The organism is Coprococcus sp. OM06-34AC, assembly GCF_003462545.1.
GTDB classification, from domain to species: domain Bacteria; phylum Bacillota; class Clostridia; order Lachnospirales; family Lachnospiraceae; genus Coprococcus; species Coprococcus aceti.
Window position 1 is genome coordinate 1 of record NZ_QTZF01000007.1, and the last position, 20,541, is coordinate 20,541.

Sequence of the window (20,541 nt, forward strand, 5' to 3'; positions counted from 1 at the left end):
TCCGTGTCTGTGATGAGGGATGCAATCTGCCCCGAGGTGGCGGATTCCATGGTGGTGATGGTGAGGTGACGGGAGATAAGAAGTTGTGTGAGATGCCGGTAATTCATTCTGATCTTATTCTCTATATTGCATTCATTCTCCATAAAGCGTCTATTCCCCTTCTTTTCCTTTTCACTTTTAGAATAGTAACTTTCCTCAAATTCGTCAAGCGAGATGATATACTATTCCTGAAGCATATCCAACCCCAATCCGGTATTGCATTTTGTTTTCCCAATATGGACATATGTATTAAAAAATTGCTTCTCCTTCAACTCTCTCGGACTGTTTTCAAATATAAGTGTAACAGATTCTTTTACTAGTTTTCTATAATACATTAAATTCCGAATCATCCCTTAGCAACAATCAATCATTATATCAAGGATTGCTAAAATATCTGATAATTCTTTTCTAAACTTTTTCCTGTATAATTCGATATCGCTATTATCTTTAATTTCTCCAATTAATTCAAATGAATTTTTCTCGTTGTAGCAGGCAATCACGCCCATATTTCCAGAAAGTTGAACTCTTGTACGTTTTCCCATTTTCTTCAAGCCTGAAATAAACTGAGGGGTCAAAATAGAATACGCAAGGTCATCCCCCGATGCATTAACCTCAAACCGGTCATCAAATACGCGATCTCCCGTTTTCAAGTAGCTTGATATATTGTTTTTTTCATCTATGTATACGGCCTTTCTATTTTGCCTCATTTTCCCAGAATTACTCTTGCCCATTATCTGTACAAATCCATTCACGCTTTTACTCAACGCCATTGTCATAAACTGTCCTGAAAACTCTGTAATAGTAGTTTTCAGGTTGTTTTCATTTGCAGTATAATCCTGACTTTCTGTTTTCAATTCAAGATCACTGTATGTAAATTCTACATTTCTGTATATTCCATGAATATAATCTGAACCTGTTGCTCTATTATAAGTTGGAAGAATACTGCATTTTTTTAAAAAAGATTCATCCACATAACCACTTGGCGAATAATCAATAACCTGAATTCTCTCCTCGAGAACCCCGAGCACAATATTCTGTCCTATAAACACCCTGAGGTCTTTCATTTTTTTATTACACAGTATAGCAAGTAAGAAGCCAATAAATATGCATACTACAGGCACCACTCTAAAAACAGTATCAATAATTGGACCATATATATCAAATATTACCCCCACAAACGGAAGGAGTATTCCCACTAACGACAAATACATGGGGATTTGTATTATTTTGATATTTCTTTGTTTTGCTTTTATTATACTCTGCATTTCTTCATCATTTTTATAATTAACTATCTGCTTATTCATATATACTCCTTGTTCCGTAATAATCAATGATGCAACTGGTAAACTTTTTCATTGACATTTACACATTGAAGCAGGATTTTTCATTGTGGCTGCCATCTTCTATGAAAAACATTCTAAATCCCAATATCATAACCGGAACCACCTCGTTCATATGCAGCAAAAGTGTCACTGCCGGCTTGATAAATCCCAGTTCCGCCAATATAGCATATATGATCAGAAATGCTTCTATCATATATATTCCAAGCACAAACGTTCCACGTCTGGCAGATACCTTCATAAGCCTTGCTGCAGACAGAATGACAGCGATTGACAAAATCACAAGCAATATGAACCACAATATACACAAACCTATTCCAGCCTGATGTTCAATTATCGTAATATTATATCTTGCTCCAAAAATCCTGTCTGGCATACTTCCAGCCTGATCCAGTTCATCCATAATCGAAGAACCTGAAATCTTATTCTTACTGGTAAATACATCATCACATCCGGCAAATATAAGTATAGCTCCACAAAGCAGTGATAACAGACAAGTCACAATATTCAACCTGTGCTGAACAGCCATGTATACAATAAACATAATCGTTTCTGCGCATACGATAGCAAATGTGAGATCATCTTTGGCCGTCACAAGTTTTACACTCACAACATTTGCAAGTTCGATAAGAAACCAGAACAAAACTCCACTCCAACTTTTCTTTACAAGGTCAACGCCCTTTACCATAACCACAAAAGCTAGTATCGTTATCACCACAGCATATATTTCGTCACTTCCCGAACCGAATAATCCCCAATGTCCTCCATCATCGAGTCCACTGTCGGTATGTATTGAAAACGTCACACTTGCCCAGCAGATAACGGCATACAGAAGCGTAAGCACAAACAATGCCGCCGCATCTCTAAATTTCTTTTTATCTGTAAAAAGCGATCCACAATAACGCACTGCGCCATATGTCTTATCACATATCTTCTCAAGTGGCAAAACAAAAAGTATCGCCCCTACAAGAATACATATAAGAATGTTCCTTATCTGGCTGACTGCACCTCCGCCGCCTATGTATCCAGCCAAAAATATATTCTCCGTTCTCGTCATTATTCCCCACATGGCCGCATAACATAAAGCTGATATCACAAATGCCGGTATTGCCGTTTTTAGAATCTTCTGATCGTATTTTTTCATCTTTCTCCGCCTCCATATATCAGTTTTTCTACTTGTAAATCATCCTTTTTTTTAAGGTTTAAAAAGGCTTAATAAGGTTAAATAAGGTCACCGTATACACTGCGACATTATAAGTTCCTGCCTTATCTCCTCATTTGGCACAAATGCAGAATTACTCTTTCTCTGATAAGCCAGATATCCAGGATGGATCAGGCAAGTGAGAACATCATCCTTATTCGCAAAACTTACTATGTCATTCTGAAATAATACCTTCAAATAATTCAGTATTATACCAATCTTTTCACAAGCTCCTCATAAATCTCCTCCGCCACAGCCAGCTTGTACGCAAGCCTTGTCGGCTGAGGTGGAAGCTCCACATAATATGCTTCCACATCGCCATCTATGTCTATGGCAAAGTATACCTGCCCCGGAACTGAAGCGTTCGGATTCGCCGGATCAACATTGCCCATTGTTCCAGTCACGCCGATCCCTATATTCGCATTATATGCCTTCCTACACGCCTTCGCCATGGCACCTGCAGTTTCCTTTGAGTAGACTGTGTACTTGTCTATGATCTCCGCCGGAACTCCCTGCATGATCTTTGCCTCATTGCAGTAGGTGACAAATGCCCCCTTAAGCACAGCAGATGAACCTTCCGTGTCTGTGATGAGGGATGCAATCTGCCCCGAGGTGGCGGATTCCATGGTAGTTATGGTAAGTCCTTTGAAAATAAGTAACCTGGTAAGTTTTCTATAGTTCTCTCTTATATTGTTTTCTCTATACTGTTTGTAATCATTCACTTTATTATCAATCATAGATTAACGCCACCTTATTAGTTGAATATTTACAGTCTATCTAACATATCAGTGACAGTAATCTCCGCCACAAGTCTTTAGGCCTTTTATCCCGCCAAAATAAGCACTTTCTTGCCCTCAAATGCAAATCCGTAATGTACAATATGGTCTTTGTCTATCCCCTCATCCACAAGCTCTGTATCATATTCTTTCTCATTTATCTGAGTCAAAGCTGCAAGTGCTGTATCCTGAAGTGTATGTTCGTCTTCCTAGTTTTCATCCTCATCACTATCATCATCTGTATGGTCCAAATCATCAAGATCATCAAGATCCATACATTCATCATTATATTTCGCTTCCATAATCTTAAAGATCTGCTCACGTTCCTCGTTTCTGATCTTCATAAGTCTACTATATAGCTCACTATAGTTTACCGGTTCTCCATTTTTCTTTTTCTCATCCATAAGCTTATCAGCTTTTTCTACAAAATCAAGAAAGTCGTGAAGTTCCTCTTCACCCTCATCTTTATCGTCAGGAATCACCAGTGCTTTGTGTGCCATGTCTACTTTTATATCTGTCAGCCTTGTCATTTTCACTAGAGCATTAAGCTGTTCCTGAAGGCTGAGTATCTGAATCTCCAATACTTTTCTATCATACCCGCTATCGATTATCTCCTGATCAGTATTTATGAACCTGCACTTCAGATCCGGCTGTGGCTTAATGGGAATGATCAATAGTCTGACAGCTATAAACACTGCTATCATACTACCCATGTCAAATAATGAATTACTGCTGAAACTGTTGTCCACAATTCCTGCCTTTGCACATATTCCAAATATCAGAAGTCCCAAAACACTTACATCTATCCATATCAGCATCCACATTCTTTTATGTGAATAACGTTCAACTATCTTCGAAGCACATGCCAGCAGAACGATAATAAATGCCAGCAATGCAATCATCCATATAACAACTGGCGAATTCAACGGTTCGCCCACAAACGAATAATCACCTGATACATTTCTGCGCAATCCGTTCTCGAATCTAACCAATACAGGAAGTACAACATAGCCATAAGCTATCCCCAGCATCACACTAATGATTATATAAATCAGCCATTCTACTATCGAATCGCTATTATATAATGCATATATCATAAGCACTTCCACAGCTGCACTGAACAGCACCATTAGAACCCATATGGCATATCCAGTCATCTGCCAGGCAGAAGATAATGAAGTTTCAAATAACATATCTGCCTTTGCACAAATCCGGTTTGCATATATGTATGTAATAACGACAAGATAAATTACCGATAAGATAAACCATACAATACCACTCTCAAAGAATTGCCTGCATATATAACATACTGCAAAACTCAACGCAATCACGCAAAATATGTACAAGCCTGCCCGACTAATCTTCGTATAAGGGATATAACAAAAAATGGCAATCAGCGAGGCAACCACAAGTATGGTAACTAAAAACACTCTTGATTGCCTAAGATTCGGATTTCTCTCTTTACAAATATAAAGATAAAATTTATACATGAGTTCCCACGGGATCAAAATAAATACCATGCCGGTGACTAGCATCTGCCATTGATCCCTAATCCACCACAGCAGGAACTGCACATGTCCGGTTGCTTCAGTGTTAAAACTGAATACTCTCTTGAATATAATAAAGTCTTTTACCACAAATGCAACCAAAAGCAGTACTATGATAACTGCTGCTTTTATCTTGTAACTTCTGGATGTTATTGGCTGCTTCTTTTCTTTGTCATCTGTCTCTTCAAAAAGCCTAGTTGAGGCTTCGTCGTCCGGATCAACTTTTGTTTCATCTTTTGTCATTGAACTTGGAGTCCTGTTTAAAGTTTCGTTGTTTTTTTCTTTGGTGTTGTCCATTCTCCCTCTCCTCGTTATTGAAATATTAGGCGTTTGCAAAACGCCACAAGCCGCATAAATACAACATTTTTTGTTACTAAAATCAAAAATCTCCTCACAGTTTGTGATACGATGAGGTATCTGCCAATTCCATCATGAAGAGAACTACAAAACACTACACGATTTAGATTAACTCACGATAAGTGGTAGTCTTCTAACTAAAAAATGGGCGGTCGTTGACTTAGGAAAATGACCGTTCTAAAACAGAATGGTAACCACTAGACGCCGTAAACCGCAAAACTACCGAAGCCCTACGGCTTCTTTCCCACCTATGAACATAATATTCATTACAATTTTTTCCTACGTATTATTTTTCCAAGTTCATTCTTCTCCAACTCTTTCTCCATGCAAATTTCTTTTACATAACTTACTATGCCTTCTGATACAAGCAATTCACTTAATTTATTTATATCAAATGCCTGATCATTCACTAACTTTATTAAAATTCTAACTTTACTTCCTATAAAAACCGATTCAACAAGAGATTCCTTCACACCTTCTATATTGTTAATTTTATCTTCCAATAATTCTGGGACAACCTTGTTCCCATCCTCAAATACAATCAAATTACTTTTTCTTCCCGTTAGGAACAAAAAACCGTCTTCATCAATATATCCCATGTCCCCTGTATACAGTTTTCCATCTATCAAGACACGCTTTGTAGCCTCTTCATCATTATAGTATCCAATCATTATAGTAGATCCAGAAACCACAACCTCTCCATCTACTATTTCAACATTACAACAAGGGAGAACCAATCCAACACTACCATTTTTATAATATTCATCTCTACTCATCGTTACACAAGGAGAACATTCTGTTAAACCGTATGCAGAATAGGCTCTACATCCATAGTTAACTAACACTTCATTATAACTTTCATCTAACCTGGCTCCTGCACACATTATTTTCTTTAATCTGCCGCCCGTTGCTTTTTCAAAATTATTAGTACGTTTTAGCATAATACACATTGTTTTTACCAATACAGGAGGTAAGTTTAAATTAGTTGGTTTATATAATGTTAAATCTTCAAAAAAATGCAACTTGTCTCGTACAACACAAATAGTTCCACCTGAATATAAAGGTCCCATCAGGTCAGCAACTATTCCAAACAAATGACTATACGGTAAAAAGTTGACATATACCGCACCTCTTTCATATTTGTACAGCTCCATTCCTGCTATAGTGTCATGCACCAAATTCTTTTGCGAAAGCATTACCCCTTTTTTATATGAAGTTGTTCCTGAGCTACAGGCAATAGTGCACACATCTAGCTCAGATGTTTTAGGTATAGGTACTTTCCCACTTTTTAACATATCTCCAATACAATTATCGTCAATGCATAAAAAGTCTATATCCTCTAGATTCATTAGATCTCTCCCTGACAAAACCGCTATATTTCCTGAAAGTACAACAGCAAAATATGCTATAGCAAACAACCTAGAGTTTTTTAAACATAGTAGGATATATTTCCTATTGTATTTTAGGAGATACGACGCAACCGCCTTAACATCATCACAAAAAGAAATATAACTCCATTCACACTCTCTTTCTTTGAACGCAACTATATCCCCATATTTTTCAATTTGATTTATAAACTGTAAAAAATCATCTATATGTTTCACATCGTATAACGGATAATTTCTCATTCTTCTCTCTCCCTTGATAATATATAATTAGTAACATAATCCCCCGAATAATATATGTATTCAGGCAATATCACTTCAACTGCAAAACCGGCATTTTCAAATATCATAACATCTTCATTTTGTATACATTCATAGATTATTTTTTTTAATGGATATTCCACAAACATATATTTCACAAAACAATTAATTGCTTCTATCTTTTTTGTTTCGTCTAACTGATGAACAAAAGAAACATTCATTCTAGTATTTAAATCATTCACTCTGAAATCATAGCTGTAAACAATACCTATGGCGTTTTCTTCTTCATCAAATAATATAAAGAAATCATGAAAAAAGCCTTTTAGCCTATGTTGAAAACTTTCTTCCATTATTTCTGTATAGTTATATCTAGGCATATTCGTACTCTCTTTCAGGAGTTCTAGAGCTAGAACATAATCAACTTCTTGTATTTTTCTAATAAATATCATAAACTTTTTCCTTATCTAAAATCTAATCTCTGGATAATAACACGACAGACCCATGTTGCATTTCTCCAGCGAATCAAATGGATAAATCATTCTTTCTAAATATTCCGTTTCGTTTTTTGCATTCTCAGCTATCTTGATATTTTTTTTCGTTGTTATAATATCTTGACAAACAGACAACGGATTGTCTGCTCTTCCTACTATTTTCAACGAATAAATTCCCATTTTTTGCATTCGATATAATGCACACATTGCACAAGCTTCATTATGAAATAATCGATCATATATTTTATTATTTACTGCAATATCATGTTTGCTTTTAAAATCACTTTTATTAGTGATTATGTTTCTACTATGGTTTCTTATCATACCACAAGTTGCTCCACACTCAGGTCTATGCATACCCAAACAATATCCATCTGAAAAAACGCAACCATTTCTCATAAAAAAGACTTCTATTTTCGAATTGTAAATATTTTGTGATATAGACTCTATTTCAGCCAAGGATATATCTCTTGGTAAAATAATACGCTGCACCCCGTTAGCCACATAATAATTTCCAATATCAGAATTATAGATAGAACACATAGTGCTAGCAACAGGATTTACGCCCAAATTCAACATTTTCTTTGCAAGAGTCAGGTCAGATACAATTACACCATCTACATTTGTCTCCAAAAATCCAGGAACATATTCCCTCAATATATAGTCAATCTGCTCCTCGCTATAGGTGTTTGCATTCAAAGTTATAAAAACAGATTTATTATTTATTTTTATTCTTTTAGCTATTCTGAGAATTTCTTCAAAGCTATATCTATTAGCATTCATTCCAAATCCTGACATCCTATTAATATCAGCGTATTTACCAAATTTCTCGCTCCACTGCAAATCATGAAAACCTATATAGAATTCATCTGCCCCAGCATCAATATATTTTTGTAACAATTCCGCATTATTTAACGGCACTAAAATTTTCATTTTGATCTCCTGTGCTATTTACAATTTCAATAAATGGGAAATAAATTTCTCTCTTTTTATTTTCCACCTCACTACGCTCTGTCATATATGAATAGACCGTACGACCTAGCCTGTATAAATCAATATGTCTTCCATTATACTCCTCAGAATAGTGCTCATAGATACATGAACATTCTTGTCTACATTTATCGTTAGGTCTAAACTTAAACTCTATCCCTTTATTGATAGATGCATACTTGCAAATATTTCCTGTAGTCATAAAACAAAATGGAGTATGAACTGCAACCCTAAAACAATCATCAACCCCCAACGACATATTCGTTTCGTCTAATTCAACATAATTAATTTTTGAAACATCAATTACTTCTTTAAGAGCAGACAATATATTAACATTTCCTTTTTGTGAATAATATTCATTAACCCTTACATCTCTTGGGTCCTTAAAGAATAATCGTCCCAAATTTACTTTCTTGTCAAATTTACTCTGTATATAAGTTAACATTCCAAAATCATTTACTGTTACTTCATCAATAACAGAATTAGAATTCTGAAGTATTTTTATTATTTTCTCCTTTGCCAAATTTAGGTCTTTTTCAGAAAATATAGGTAACACTAATGTTAATTTCAAATTCCAATTCTTTGCAAATTTTATAAGATTGTCGATTTGAAAAGCCAAAAAAAACTGGCTACAAAAATATGATCCAACATATATCCTACTTTTTTCCTCAAGCAATCCATACAATTTATTCATAACACCACAATGATCACACAACTTACTCCAATTAATTTCGCACAAATTCAAACATCTATGCATTATATTCGTCCTCCAAGTTCTTTTTCAAAGGTTTTTCTATCCATTGATAAAATATGCAAATCATAAAATTTTCCATTATGATATCTATAATTTTTTATACAGCCTTCTTCTGTAAATCCCGCTTTCAAATTACTACCAAGACTTTCTTTATTATAATCATATATATCCAAATATATCTTTCTAAGAGGATAATCATCAAATAACTTCTTCATAAATAAAATAGCGGCAATTGCACCAATTCCAAATTCGCGATATTTTTCTTCTATACACACAACAAGCTTACATCTTCCATCCTTCAGCGAAAAATCATAATTATGTACATATCCTATTCTCTGATCCATATATTCCACAATGTAAAAGTCATTAAACTCTAGATTAAGTTGATTTAATAACCAATTTTTAAACGAATGTATTGTGTTGCATGTTATTTTAGTAGAAAACAAATATTGATCTGAAGACATAATATTCTTATATAAGAAATCCATGTCCCGTTCCACGCTTAACGTTCGCAATTTAATAGTTTTCATACTCTATATTCCTTCCATTTGTTTTGCAACAAAATTCTGTGCCGTAAGTATTTCCTTAATTTTAAAAGCTAAACATCCCCCACTGCATTGTAGCGTTTTTCTTGAATAACAATCCTTACACTTAGGTGAATACACCGTATTATATGCATAGGCATCTATCATCCCTATGTAATATTTTTCCAGATCCTTAATTCCATAAAAATCTGAAATACTTACTTTGGTGCATTTAGATAACCCAAAGCATCTTACTGCTGTTAAATCTTGTCTTATATCTATTACTGGTGAACAAAATACTTTCTTATTGCTTATATTACTTTTGCCAATATTTTCTTTTATAAAGCTATTTGATAAAAATTTATCAAATTTACATATTTCTTCATTTTCTAGAAGGCAAGATGGAATTTTATTACAATCAAAATTTGGTATTATCTCACACTGCATTAACTCATTAAAAAATTCCAGCATTCTTGGTTTCATCTTCAAGAAATACTTATGAGCATCCACATTTCTACCAGCATCCATATTTGGCACTGTTATTGAAACTCTCACATGATGGAAATTATATTTTCTCAATAACTCTAACATGTATGCATATTCAAAATTTGCACCATACATATTAATTCCTAACGTAACATAATTCTTAAATTCTTTATCTATTAACAATCTATCAAGATTTTCACACAACTTTTTATAATTATGATCGCCTATATCAGACGGTGAATTACAATTTATTAAAAGCCTTATTTTATTGTGGGTAATTATATCCCAATATTTATCTATCGCAATTCCATTTGTATACACAACAATTGTTTTAACCCTATCATCATTAATTAGTTTTCTCACAAAATATTCAAATCTAGAGTGTATTGTTGGCTCCCCACCTATCAATCCTATCGAAGATCGGCTTCCATCTCCTACAATAAAATCTACTGCTTTATCAAAATTCTCTTCCGTTATTTCATTTCTATCTTTGTTTACAAACTCATTAGCAAAACAATATGGGCAACTCAAATTACAAACATCAGTCATCATTATATTCGCCATTTTTTATTTCTCCTTATCATCTGATTGCATTTATTAATCCCTTAATCGTCATATCTTTTGATAATTCAATTAGATCAACACTTTTATCATACTCATCTTCAATTATTCCAATAATAACCATCATATCAAAGGAGCAAAGACCTATTTCATCATACAACTTACTTTCTAATCCAAATTCTACATCATCCGTTTCAAGGACTTCTTTAAGAATCCCTGTCAACACTTTCATATCCATAATTTTTCTCCAAAAAAAATACCCATGATGTTTTATTCACCATGGGCTCCATCCTACCATTATCTGTCACTTTCCAGAATAACTACTTGTATACGTTTCCGTAGATGATCCATCATGATAATAAGTAGATACATACTGTTTTCCACCATCCGGAGTATATCTTGTTCCTTCGAATCCGCCTGATCCATCAGAGAATGTAGTATTCTTTCCTGAAACATATCCTCCGTGACCGTCATCACCATCAACATAAGATGAATTTCCACTATATCCCATATCACAACCTCCTCTCTTCAACTTTTATATTTTTAACCACTACAACCAAACGATAACACCATTGACTTTTCATGTCAATAGATATAAAATTAATTATTTATACTTCTATAGCTTGTATTATTACCTGTAATTCGAAAATTAATTGTCCAATATGTTATTTGTATATTCACTCTTTATGCCATGCTACTACGGCTATATTATAGTGTTTGCTCTACATTTTCTGAAACATCAGAACTTTCTGTTATTCCCTGTGCAGGTTCAAAATCTTCTCCAATATTCCCAATTGTATTTTCCTCACCTTCACCTGATTCATTCTCATAACTGCCATCCACAAATGCATTTTCCTCTTGTGTTGCACCTATTCCTTCTGCAACCTCAAAATCTTCTTCCGTACCACCAAACGCATTTTCCTCATCTATATCTGCGTAATCTGCTTCATAATCTTCATCAGCAAACGCATTTTCCTCTTCTGTTACATCTATTCCTTCCGCAGCCTCAAAATCCTCCTCCGTATCTCTAAACGCATTATCTTCATCTAAATTTACAGAATCCACTTCATAATCTTCATCAGCAAACACATTATCTTCATCTATGTTTGTAGAATCTTGTTCAATTTCATAATTGTCATCTACAAACGCATTCTCTTCATCCTCAAATGCATTCTCCTGATCTTCAATCCTTGAGTCTTTAGCTAATTCAATATCTTCACCACTACTTTCTTGTATGTTTTCGCCATAAGTGTTTACATTTTCATCACCATATATGCCCGCTCTAAGTTCACTCAACTCATTTTCTCTATAGCTACTTATAATGCTTTCCATTTCTGGTCCATCAGACATGCCATCATTTCTCATTTCATCTCTCAATATATCCATGTGCTTATCTATAGCTTCAGTGCCACTATGTAACAATTCTTCGTTCGATGGTGCACGATAATAATCATTTGTTAATGTTAATGTTTTTCCCATATTAAACTTCTCCCCTCCAAAAAAATCATTATGAATTACATCCGCTGTCAAATTCTTCAATTGAATACTTTTATCCAATTTTTCACAAGCAACAGAAAAATCATTTGCATTTTCAGTTATTCCCAGTTGATTTTCATAAATATGTATCTCCCCAGAACCCTTGTGTATACTTGCTGGAATTGCAACGGCTTGTCCATTTTTTCCTATATGATGATGAATTAGAACCTCATTTTTATAATCTCGATATTGTGGAAAATATTTAACAATCGATGCATCCACAATTGGCGATTCTCCTTTTGATAGCCTGTTCATATTCTTCTTACTAAAAAATTCAGGATGGCGACTAAATAACTCCTTAAAATAATAACCACTATTTCTTTCCCAACCTTGCGAATTAGAAGTCGATATTCCCTTCCCCTTATATCTCATATCAATCACTAATGCTTTATCATGATTTAACGAGTATTGTCTTCCATCGGAAGTTAGCCTAGGCTTATCTAATTCAGACTTACTTATTCCTCTATATGAATATATCATGTTAATTTACTCACATGCCTCCATATTCCAAACCAAAGACACCAGATCATCCAATTCATAATCAGTTTTCACTTCAATATCATGAAGAAAAATTCTATTGTTATCATTGTCAAAAAAAATTAACATATCATCATTACTATTCTTATTTGCAGTTCCCAGGAGAAAATATCTTTTCTCCGGGAAATAATAGCAAGCCTCTACATACTGCTGCTTTATAAAACTGATTAAATTATCACTAAATCCATTCGGAATAAAGTATAAAATAGTATCATCTATTCTCCCAGTCAAATGGGCATAATAGTATGTGGAATAATACTCATATAAGTCATCAGAAATTTTGAATCCCAACTGTTCACTCACTATTCCCTTAGAAAATCCACTCACAGGATACATTTTCCACTCTACTTCTCCATCAGAATTTTCTTTTGAGATTATGACTTCTTTTTTTAACTTGCTATCAAAAGTTACTGTTGGTCGAGTACCATATTCTTTTTTATACAAAACATTCAACTTTTTGTAATAGTTATCAAAAGACTGTCTCATACGTTTAATCATCGTAAATTCACTCTCTTATATTATTTGCGTGAATGCCAACTCACCACTGTTATTATCATAAATATAGAACTCATCATTTTTTAACCTGGAGATTTCTTCAGGTTTAATAATATTTTCTCTTTTTAGCGTAACATTTTTTGCATTTGTCGTTCCATATGAAAATCTTCCTACAATATTCATATTGTCCGTGTATGTATCACTTATTTCCTTCTTATCATATGATCCCACAATATCCGAATACTTTTGACATGAATATGCTGATATGTGTCTTGAAAGCATCATTTTAGACATTCTGCCTAAAACGGAGTAAAACAAATTATCTTCTCCAGAAAAATCCGCATATACATCTGTTCCAGACATACAAACAACCGATTGCATTCCTGATGTTTTCAAGTAATCTTCAACAAGCTTATTACCCTCAGGTTTAATACCATCCAGGCATAGATAAACTCGTTCTCCTTTATTCTTCAACATTTCTATCTCAGACATTATTATATTTAACAACAATTTATTAGCGTTACTACGCAAGTCAATTACAACTGCGCCTCTCTTTTTTGCAATCTCAGCAATACTTACTGCGTTATATAAATTATTTTTCTTGGCAAGAATAAATTCCGCCTCATTCTTCAATTCCGAGAAAAAATTTTCTATATTTCCACGTTCCAATTCTCCCTGTACTATTTGTGTTAATATACTTCTTGAAACGCTCTCTGTTATCAATCCTTTTGTCTCTGCTTCATTAACCTTATCTATTAACATAAGGTGTGGGCATGTTATATACATCCAAATATATGGCTGTATATTTTTTGATCTAATAAAACTTGAAATTCCATCTATATAATATTTTCCAGTCCCTTTTATATCATACTGGTCATTTTTTGAATTCATTATAATATGGCAAATTTCATTGTCATTAAGTCCTATAAATGGATCATAAAAAGGAAATTGTCCATTCAAAAAAGTCACATTTGAAGTTCCAAAACAATTCACCAAATAATTTTCCAAATTATAATTTCCCTCATGGAGAACAACCGGTATGTATCCTTGACCATATGCGCATTCAATTCCTTTTGCCAACGCACGTAACCTAATAAATTCATCTCCACCGGACAAGATCATATTTCCTATAGCCTCATTGTTATCAAAAAAATCTTCAATCTGACTTGGCTGATAGTATGTTATCCCTTGAGACTGTACATTTTCAGTCTGGATTCTTTTCAGTTGTTTTTTTTGTTTATGACGTTTTATCAGCGCCCAAGTTAATCCTAACGGCGAATCGAATGCATCATTAATATCTCCCATACACTCACCTCATTATATTTTTTATTTATATTCATCAAACATGAATATAAATGGTTCTTTAAATGGCATACCTATAACTGCCTCACCTAGTCTAAGCTCTCTTAAATCCCAATCTTCCACGACATGTGCCCTTTTTTCTTCTTCGGTAATAATATTGGTTAATGTTTTTCTTTGCTCGATAATTACATTTTCACCATATAAATCAGAAGTAAACTTCCTAGTCTCCGCATCATTTGCTCTAAACGAAAACACAGACGAAAATCCAGCTAATATGTTTTTTCCTCTTTCCTCACCATATGCTTCTGTCATTTGGTTTACTGACTGTATTCCAGCCATTATTTTTAAACCTAGGCTTCGTCCAAAATTTACACCATCGTCAATATGCTGCAGATATGGCAACAGTTTAAATTCATCAAATATCATATATACATTACCATTCTGATTGCCTCGTCCCAACACCTCTTTCAAAGCTAAATCTATCAATAAACTATAAATAGGTGCCAATGTATCTCCTAACGATAAATCATATTCAATAAATAATACTTTTCCACCTTTTTTCCTGACAAAATCCCTTATTGAAAAGGATCCCTTATCAGCAAAAACTCCTGTTAATATTTTTCTTATGCTCCCCAGTAGTTCAGAGTAAACTCCTAATGCCTGTCCACTTGCATCTTTATCTATATAACTATTAACAGAAGACCATTTAGGGTGTTTAGAGATAAAACTTCTTACCATAGTAATCGTTGAAGCATCAAATGTCTTTTTAAGTACAGAATTGTAATAATTCTTTCTCTTATACTGAGGATTATTCCTTCCACGTTCCATCATGCAAAGTAAAATTACCGCAAATAAATCTCTAGCTGCATTAGGGAAAAATGGATTTTTACTTTTTTCGATTGCCTCTTTAAATATAGACCATGATATTTCATAAATATTATTTTCTATTTCCTGACTATCCCAGCCATCCGCTAAAATTTCTCTGAAAATATTCCATTTTTGAGATTTTGACCTATACTGAACAGAATTGCCCAATATTAAATCTTCCTGAGCACCAAATTTATTATAATAATCCCCCTTTGTATCAAATATTATCATTACATCATTTTGAGTCATCTTTCTTTTGAGTTGATCTAATATAAGATAAAATGCATTGGTTTTACCACTACCCGTACCACCCGATAACAATATATGCTTACTCATAATATCATTATCTATATTTAAATATTTTCTCGAATTATTACAATAACCTGGTAATGATATATAATTTAAACCACCACATACATTGTTTTCACCCAAAATCGAGCCAAACACCGGCTTTCTATTGACATTCATCCTGACTTTCTCTCTCCTCATTTACAAGCTTTTCAAAATAAATAGTATTTAAAACAGAAATTATTTTTTTTAAATTTTCTATTTCATCAATTTCTAACTTTTTTTCATTTTGGCTTATTTCTCTTTTATTTTTTCTTATTTTGTTATATGAAATGTCATTATCCTCCAAATATGCCATAACATTTGTTAACAAATACAACTCTCTTTCATTAGAGATGATTCTATCCTTTCTATGCTTAGCTAAATATTCATTAATGTCATCATACTGAAACACGGTTAATCTATTTGAATATCTTTTTATAAATCTCTCCAACAAATACCATTCGTCATTATTAAATTCATATATTATCATTATCTTATCCTAACATATATTATGTTTTGCGTTGGATTTACATTAACATATACTTCTCCATCCATTCTTTTTACATTTATAGCCGCCAATGTACACTCCAGCACAATTTTCTGAATTAAATTTGTATCCAAATTCTGTGGCAATTTAAGGACAAAATCATAACAGTTTTCTTTTATTCTTTCATATATCTTTTGACCTAACTCAGCTCTTGACGACACAACATATTTGTCCTGATTATATATATATAATTTATTATTATTTGCATTAGGAATTATACTTCTGTTCCAATAGTGATCCACCGAGATCAAAGTATCATCAATAAAAAAATAATCGTATCTTATATAATCGTGCATTGACAAGGTGGCATCATATGTAACATCAACATGATAAAAATCATTATCAATCTTAACTAAATTCCATGCATGCTCTTCTGAATCGGAAAGTGTATGTACAAACCCTTTTCCATATATTAAGTAATTTTCAATTCCCAGCTCATCCAAAATTAATTTGTAAAGTTTTGAAAAACCATCACAAACACATTTTCTCTTCAATAGAGGACCAATAATTGTATGCACCTCATAATTGTTCTGCTTTTCATATTTAATGTTACGAATCAAAATATCGTGTAAATGTTTTGCTATACCATTTACACCTTTATCCTCTTTTAATCTTGATAAAATAATGCCTACTTCCTGTTGACATCTTTCTCGTAATTCCTCAGTCTGTTTTCTTGTGTATTTATATTTAGGAAATATATTGATTTTTTGCCCAGTTTCCTCCCACCTCCATTCATCAACGAAAAACAACCATGGAGTATCATCTATTAAACTACTCAATATACCATCAACATTAATATTTCCTATATAATGTCTATTTACTGTTATTTTTTCCTTATATCTACTTAATTCTTTTAGAATTCTTTCTTTTATCGAACTTATAATTAATTGTCTGTCATTCATATATAACAGCTTCGCTACCCCTTATATAACCTTGTTCAACTCTCCATTTTGATGGTTTCTTCTTATCAAAATTGATATCTAAGTACCCTGTGGTTTCAACTTTCTTTCCACCTGATTCCAAAATCACATTAAAGTCGATTAATGCAGTTCTTGAAAACCAATCCCATGTAACAAACTTATCTGTTATGGTAACACTCTCCACATTATCCTTTGTACAGATCAAATATTCATTTGTATCTTCCGAAATCTGGCTATACTCGCCAACAATTAAGTTTTTCACCAATTCTTCATCAACAGAATTTTCTATCGAACTAATTTTTATTCTATGATTCATAAATAAACATATCACTAATAAAACAACTATTATAACTGAGATATTCTTTTTAATACTCCCATTCATTTTTCCACTCTCCTAGTCGCATACCATTCCTAAATAATAATCAGCCTCACCTGAGTTACTATAAACTGCAATCGAATACGTTTCCCCCGCTGTTAATATTATCGTATGAGTATTATCATAAGTATCATCATCATTTGACTTGAAAGATGTCGATTGACCATCTTCATTTGATATCCTTACTCTAACTCCATCACTATTACTTGTTACAACTTCAAATTTTACTTTATACTCTCTGTTTCCATATGATGGATGATAATCACCTTTCAATGTAACAGTATACTCGTCCTTGTCAGCGGTGTTATCTAAGGATCCTGTAAAACTGATCTTAGTGTATGGACTCCACGCTTGAACTGTATCTGATATTCCATACCCTGGTTCTGGTTGTGTATTTTTTCTCCATCTCGCACTGTCTGCAAAATAAAACAATAACACTGAAGCCACACATATAATGAGCACAACTATCTCTGCTCTCAATGTATTTTTTTTATTCTTCGATTGCTGGCCACCACTGATACTTGCCGTGCGATTTGTCAATGCTGCGGCTTGTCCCGGTGCAGGTGCAATTCCTGGTATACTTTGTTGCTGAGACACAGCCGCTTGTATATTATTATTAAACTTTTTATCAATCTCACACCACGGACATGTATGTAATCCTTTCATATATTGATGAGTTGGATTAACCTTACACTGTTGCAAATTATTTATAAAATGTTCCAATGCACTATGCCATTCTCTCGCAGTTGGACGCTGCTTAGGGTCAATTCTCCCATCTATAAAAGCCCGATCAAATAACTTTACTATTTCAGTTGGAAGAGTATTCTTATCCGCTACAGCTTTTGACATATGCACATACCCAGGTTTGAAACAATACATATCCTTTTCAACTGCTATACTTCCCACTCCTGGTGCTCTGGTTGAAATAGACTCATTACTATTTGCCACTATGCCTCCAAATGGTGTAAATCCGTTCATTATCAGTCTAAAAATATGTATTGCCAATGCAAAATTATCTGTTTCCTTCGTAAATGTTTCTAATGGAGCATCTTCATATGTATATGATTTTCCTGTCTGTGGATTAATCCCTTTACATTTCAACAATAATTCTGGTGCTACATACCCATCTAAACACACCTTACACCTATATGTTCTTCCAGCTTTCCTATCCTTGATATGATATGAATCAGTATCCCAAAATGCAACGTGCCCTGTATTCATATCAACTCCTATATTACACGGATTAAAATCTCCAAAAACAAACCCTGCAGTATGTACCGCATCTATAACTGCACAAATATTTTGTGCAATAATAAGTTTTTGCTCAAACGTCAATCCTTTGTATTCTTTAGGTGGATATTTGTAAACGGGTTGCAGTTCTCCCGAAACATCTATTTTAGGCATAATAAAACCAACAAAGTCTTTTACATTTGAGTATATAATATCCAGCGGCCAAGCTATCTGAAATAATACCGATTGATCCGGTGGATTTGCCACCATTACCTTCAACTTTTCTTCCAGTTCTTTGGAACGTAATCCCTGATGGTAAACTTTTGCACATTTATCTGAGACCTTAACAATCTCATATATTTCACCTTCTCCACCACTACTGAATGGAGTAGAACCAAGCTCATATGTTTTTCCAGACAAACCAGTATATCTCATGACTATCCCCTCATCCTACAAAGTTTCTCATATTGCACTTATTATTGTTGTATCGCATCATCAAGTTTCATTATTTTTCCTCAAAGAAGTCCACTTTCTATTCTTACATCCAATCATCTGTATTTATATCTACATTTTTAATAGATACTGGGGTACTCTCCTGTACCCTTTGTTGCTGGGATGTAGTAATCCACATATTATTGAACTTTTTGTCAATTTCACACCATGGACATATATGTAATCCTTTCATATATTGATGAGTCGGATTAACCTTACACTGTTGCAATTTATTTATAAAATGTTCCAATGCATTATGCCATTCTCTCGCAGTTGGACGCTGCTTAGGATCAATTCTTCCATTTATAAAAGCCCGATCAAACAACCCTACTATTTCAGTTGGAAGAGTATTCTTATCCGCTACAGCTTTTGACATATGCACATACCCAGGTTTGAAACAATACATATCCTTTTCAACTGCTATACTTCCCACTCCTGGTGCTCTGGTTGAAATAGACTCATTACTATTTATATCTATTCCAAAAAATGGTGTAAACCCGTTCATTATAAGTTTAAAAATATGTATTGCTAATGCAAAATTATCTGTTTCCTTCGTAAATGTTTCTAATGGAGCATCTTCATATGTATATGATTTTCCTGTCTGTGGATTAGTCCCTTTACATTTCAATAATAATTCTGGTGCTACATATCCATCAAAGCAAACCTTACACCTATATGTTCTTCCAGTTTTCCTATCCTTGATATGATATGAACCAGTATCCCCAAATGCAACATGCCCTGTATTCATATCTACTCCTATATTGCACGGACTAAAATCTCCAAGGACAACCCCCGCTGTATGTAGCACCTCTATGTCTGCACAAATATTTTGCGCAATAATAAGTTTTTGCTTAAACGTCAATCCTTTGTATTCTTTAGGTGGATATTTGTAAACGGGTTGCAGTTCTCCCGAAACATCTATTTTAGGCATAATAAAACCAACAAAGTCTTTTACATTTGAGTATATAATATCCAGTGGCCAAGCTATCTGAAATAATACCGATTGATCCGGCGGATTCGCCACCATTACCTTCAGCTTTTCTTCCAGTTCTTTGGAACATAATCCATGATAGTAAACTTTTGCACATTTTTCTGAGGCATTAAAAATCTCATATATTTCACCTTCTCCACCTCTGCTGAATGGAAAAGAACAAATATCATACATTTTTCCTGACAAACCAATATATCTCATGACTA

The 20,541-nt window shown here is 33.7% G+C and carries 22 protein-coding genes and 1 pseudogene; all 23 read right to left on the minus strand.

Going from position 1 to position 20,541, the window contains the following annotated elements:
- Positions 1-392: 392 nt before the first annotated feature.
- Positions 393-1,343 (minus strand): DUF3137 domain-containing protein, encoded by a 951-nt coding sequence (locus DXB91_RS11490; protein WP_055146829.1) that lies wholly within the window; start codon positions 1,341-1,343, stop codon positions 393-395.
- Between the two features lie 58 nt (positions 1,344-1,401).
- Entirely contained in the window at positions 1,402-2,523 is a 1,122-nt protein-coding gene (locus tag DXB91_RS11495) for a hypothetical protein (protein ID WP_118018070.1), read from the minus strand.
- A 108-nt stretch (positions 2,524-2,631) separates the two neighbouring features.
- Positions 2,632-2,766 (minus strand): annotated as a pseudogene (locus DXB91_RS14770) (AAA family ATPase); the annotation flags it as partial.
- 23 nt (positions 2,767-2,789) lie between these two features.
- The gene (locus tag DXB91_RS11505; RefSeq protein WP_243003563.1) at positions 2,790-3,317 is read right to left on the minus strand and encodes a CinA family protein; all 528 of its coding nucleotides are present in this window, start codon (positions 3,315-3,317) and stop codon (positions 2,790-2,792) included.
- 86 nt (positions 3,318-3,403) lie between these two features.
- Complete coding sequence (locus tag DXB91_RS14575) at positions 3,404-3,526, minus strand: hypothetical protein (protein ID WP_278321131.1); 123 nt, start codon at positions 3,524-3,526, stop codon at positions 3,404-3,406.
- A 39-nt stretch (positions 3,527-3,565) separates the two neighbouring features.
- On the minus strand, positions 3,566-5,200 hold the full coding sequence (locus DXB91_RS11510; protein WP_118018072.1) for a hypothetical protein: 1,635 nt from the start codon (positions 5,198-5,200) through the stop codon (positions 3,566-3,568).
- A 326-nt stretch (positions 5,201-5,526) separates the two neighbouring features.
- Positions 5,527-6,888, minus strand: coding sequence for a class I adenylate-forming enzyme family protein (locus DXB91_RS11515; RefSeq protein WP_118018074.1), 1,362 nt, complete (start codon positions 6,886-6,888; stop codon positions 5,527-5,529).
- Positions 6,885-7,355 (minus strand): hypothetical protein, encoded by a 471-nt coding sequence (locus DXB91_RS11520; protein WP_118018076.1) that lies wholly within the window; start codon positions 7,353-7,355, stop codon positions 6,885-6,887. The genes DXB91_RS11515 and DXB91_RS11520 overlap by 4 nt, the downstream gene beginning before the upstream one ends.
- Before the next feature lie 15 nt (positions 7,356-7,370).
- A complete protein-coding gene (locus tag DXB91_RS11525; protein ID WP_118018078.1) occupies positions 7,371-8,330 on the minus strand; it encodes a peptidase U32 family protein in 960 nt (319 codons plus the stop codon).
- Positions 8,305-9,144: a hypothetical protein gene (locus tag DXB91_RS11530; RefSeq protein ID WP_118018080.1), complete on the minus strand. Its 840-nt coding sequence runs from the start codon at positions 9,142-9,144 to the stop codon at positions 8,305-8,307. The genes DXB91_RS11525 and DXB91_RS11530 overlap by 26 nt, the downstream gene beginning before the upstream one ends.
- Entirely contained in the window at positions 9,144-9,671 is a 528-nt protein-coding gene (locus DXB91_RS11535) for a GNAT family N-acetyltransferase (protein WP_118018082.1), read from the minus strand. Before DXB91_RS11535 ends, DXB91_RS11530 begins: the two co-directional genes overlap by 1 nt.
- A 3-nt stretch (positions 9,672-9,674) precedes the next feature.
- A complete protein-coding gene (locus DXB91_RS11540) occupies positions 9,675-10,715 on the minus strand; it encodes a radical SAM protein (RefSeq protein ID WP_118018084.1) in 1,041 nt (346 codons plus the stop codon).
- A 16-nt stretch (positions 10,716-10,731) separates the two neighbouring features.
- On the minus strand, positions 10,732-10,950 hold the full coding sequence (locus DXB91_RS11545) for an acyl carrier protein (RefSeq protein WP_118018087.1): 219 nt from the start codon (positions 10,948-10,950) through the stop codon (positions 10,732-10,734).
- A 66-nt stretch (positions 10,951-11,016) separates the two neighbouring features.
- Positions 11,017-11,223: a hypothetical protein gene (locus DXB91_RS11550; protein WP_118018089.1), complete on the minus strand. Its 207-nt coding sequence runs from the start codon at positions 11,221-11,223 to the stop codon at positions 11,017-11,019.
- 197 nt (positions 11,224-11,420) lie between these two features.
- Positions 11,421-12,728, minus strand: a complete 1,308-nt coding sequence (locus DXB91_RS11555) for a hypothetical protein (RefSeq protein ID WP_118018091.1) — start codon at positions 12,726-12,728, stop codon at positions 11,421-11,423.
- 6 nt (positions 12,729-12,734) lie between these two features.
- A complete protein-coding gene (locus DXB91_RS11560) occupies positions 12,735-13,283 on the minus strand; it encodes a SecY-interacting protein Syd (RefSeq protein ID WP_118018093.1) in 549 nt (182 codons plus the stop codon).
- Positions 13,284-13,298: 15 nt separating this feature from the next.
- Entirely contained in the window at positions 13,299-14,585 is a 1,287-nt protein-coding gene (locus tag DXB91_RS11565; RefSeq protein WP_118018096.1) for a hypothetical protein, read from the minus strand.
- Between the two features lie 21 nt (positions 14,586-14,606).
- Positions 14,607-15,917, minus strand: coding sequence for a type IV secretory system conjugative DNA transfer family protein (locus DXB91_RS11570; protein WP_158564607.1), 1,311 nt, complete (start codon positions 15,915-15,917; stop codon positions 14,607-14,609).
- The gene (locus DXB91_RS11575; RefSeq protein WP_118018100.1) at positions 15,904-16,269 is read right to left on the minus strand and encodes a hypothetical protein; all 366 of its coding nucleotides are present in this window, start codon (positions 16,267-16,269) and stop codon (positions 15,904-15,906) included. The genes DXB91_RS11570 and DXB91_RS11575 overlap by 14 nt, the downstream gene beginning before the upstream one ends.
- A complete protein-coding gene (locus tag DXB91_RS11580; RefSeq protein ID WP_118018102.1) occupies positions 16,269-17,228 on the minus strand; it encodes a transglutaminase domain-containing protein in 960 nt (319 codons plus the stop codon). Before DXB91_RS11580 ends, DXB91_RS11575 begins: the two co-directional genes overlap by 1 nt.
- Positions 17,221-17,628, minus strand: coding sequence for a hypothetical protein (locus DXB91_RS11585; protein ID WP_118018104.1), 408 nt, complete (start codon positions 17,626-17,628; stop codon positions 17,221-17,223). Before DXB91_RS11585 ends, DXB91_RS11580 begins: the two co-directional genes overlap by 8 nt.
- Positions 17,629-17,640: 12 nt before the next feature.
- Entirely contained in the window at positions 17,641-19,287 is a 1,647-nt protein-coding gene (locus tag DXB91_RS11590) for a hypothetical protein (protein ID WP_118018106.1), read from the minus strand.
- 103 nt (positions 19,288-19,390) lie between these two features.
- On the minus strand, positions 19,391-20,536 hold the full coding sequence (locus tag DXB91_RS11595) for a hypothetical protein (protein ID WP_118018108.1): 1,146 nt from the start codon (positions 20,534-20,536) through the stop codon (positions 19,391-19,393).
- Positions 20,537-20,541 lie beyond the last annotated feature (5 nt).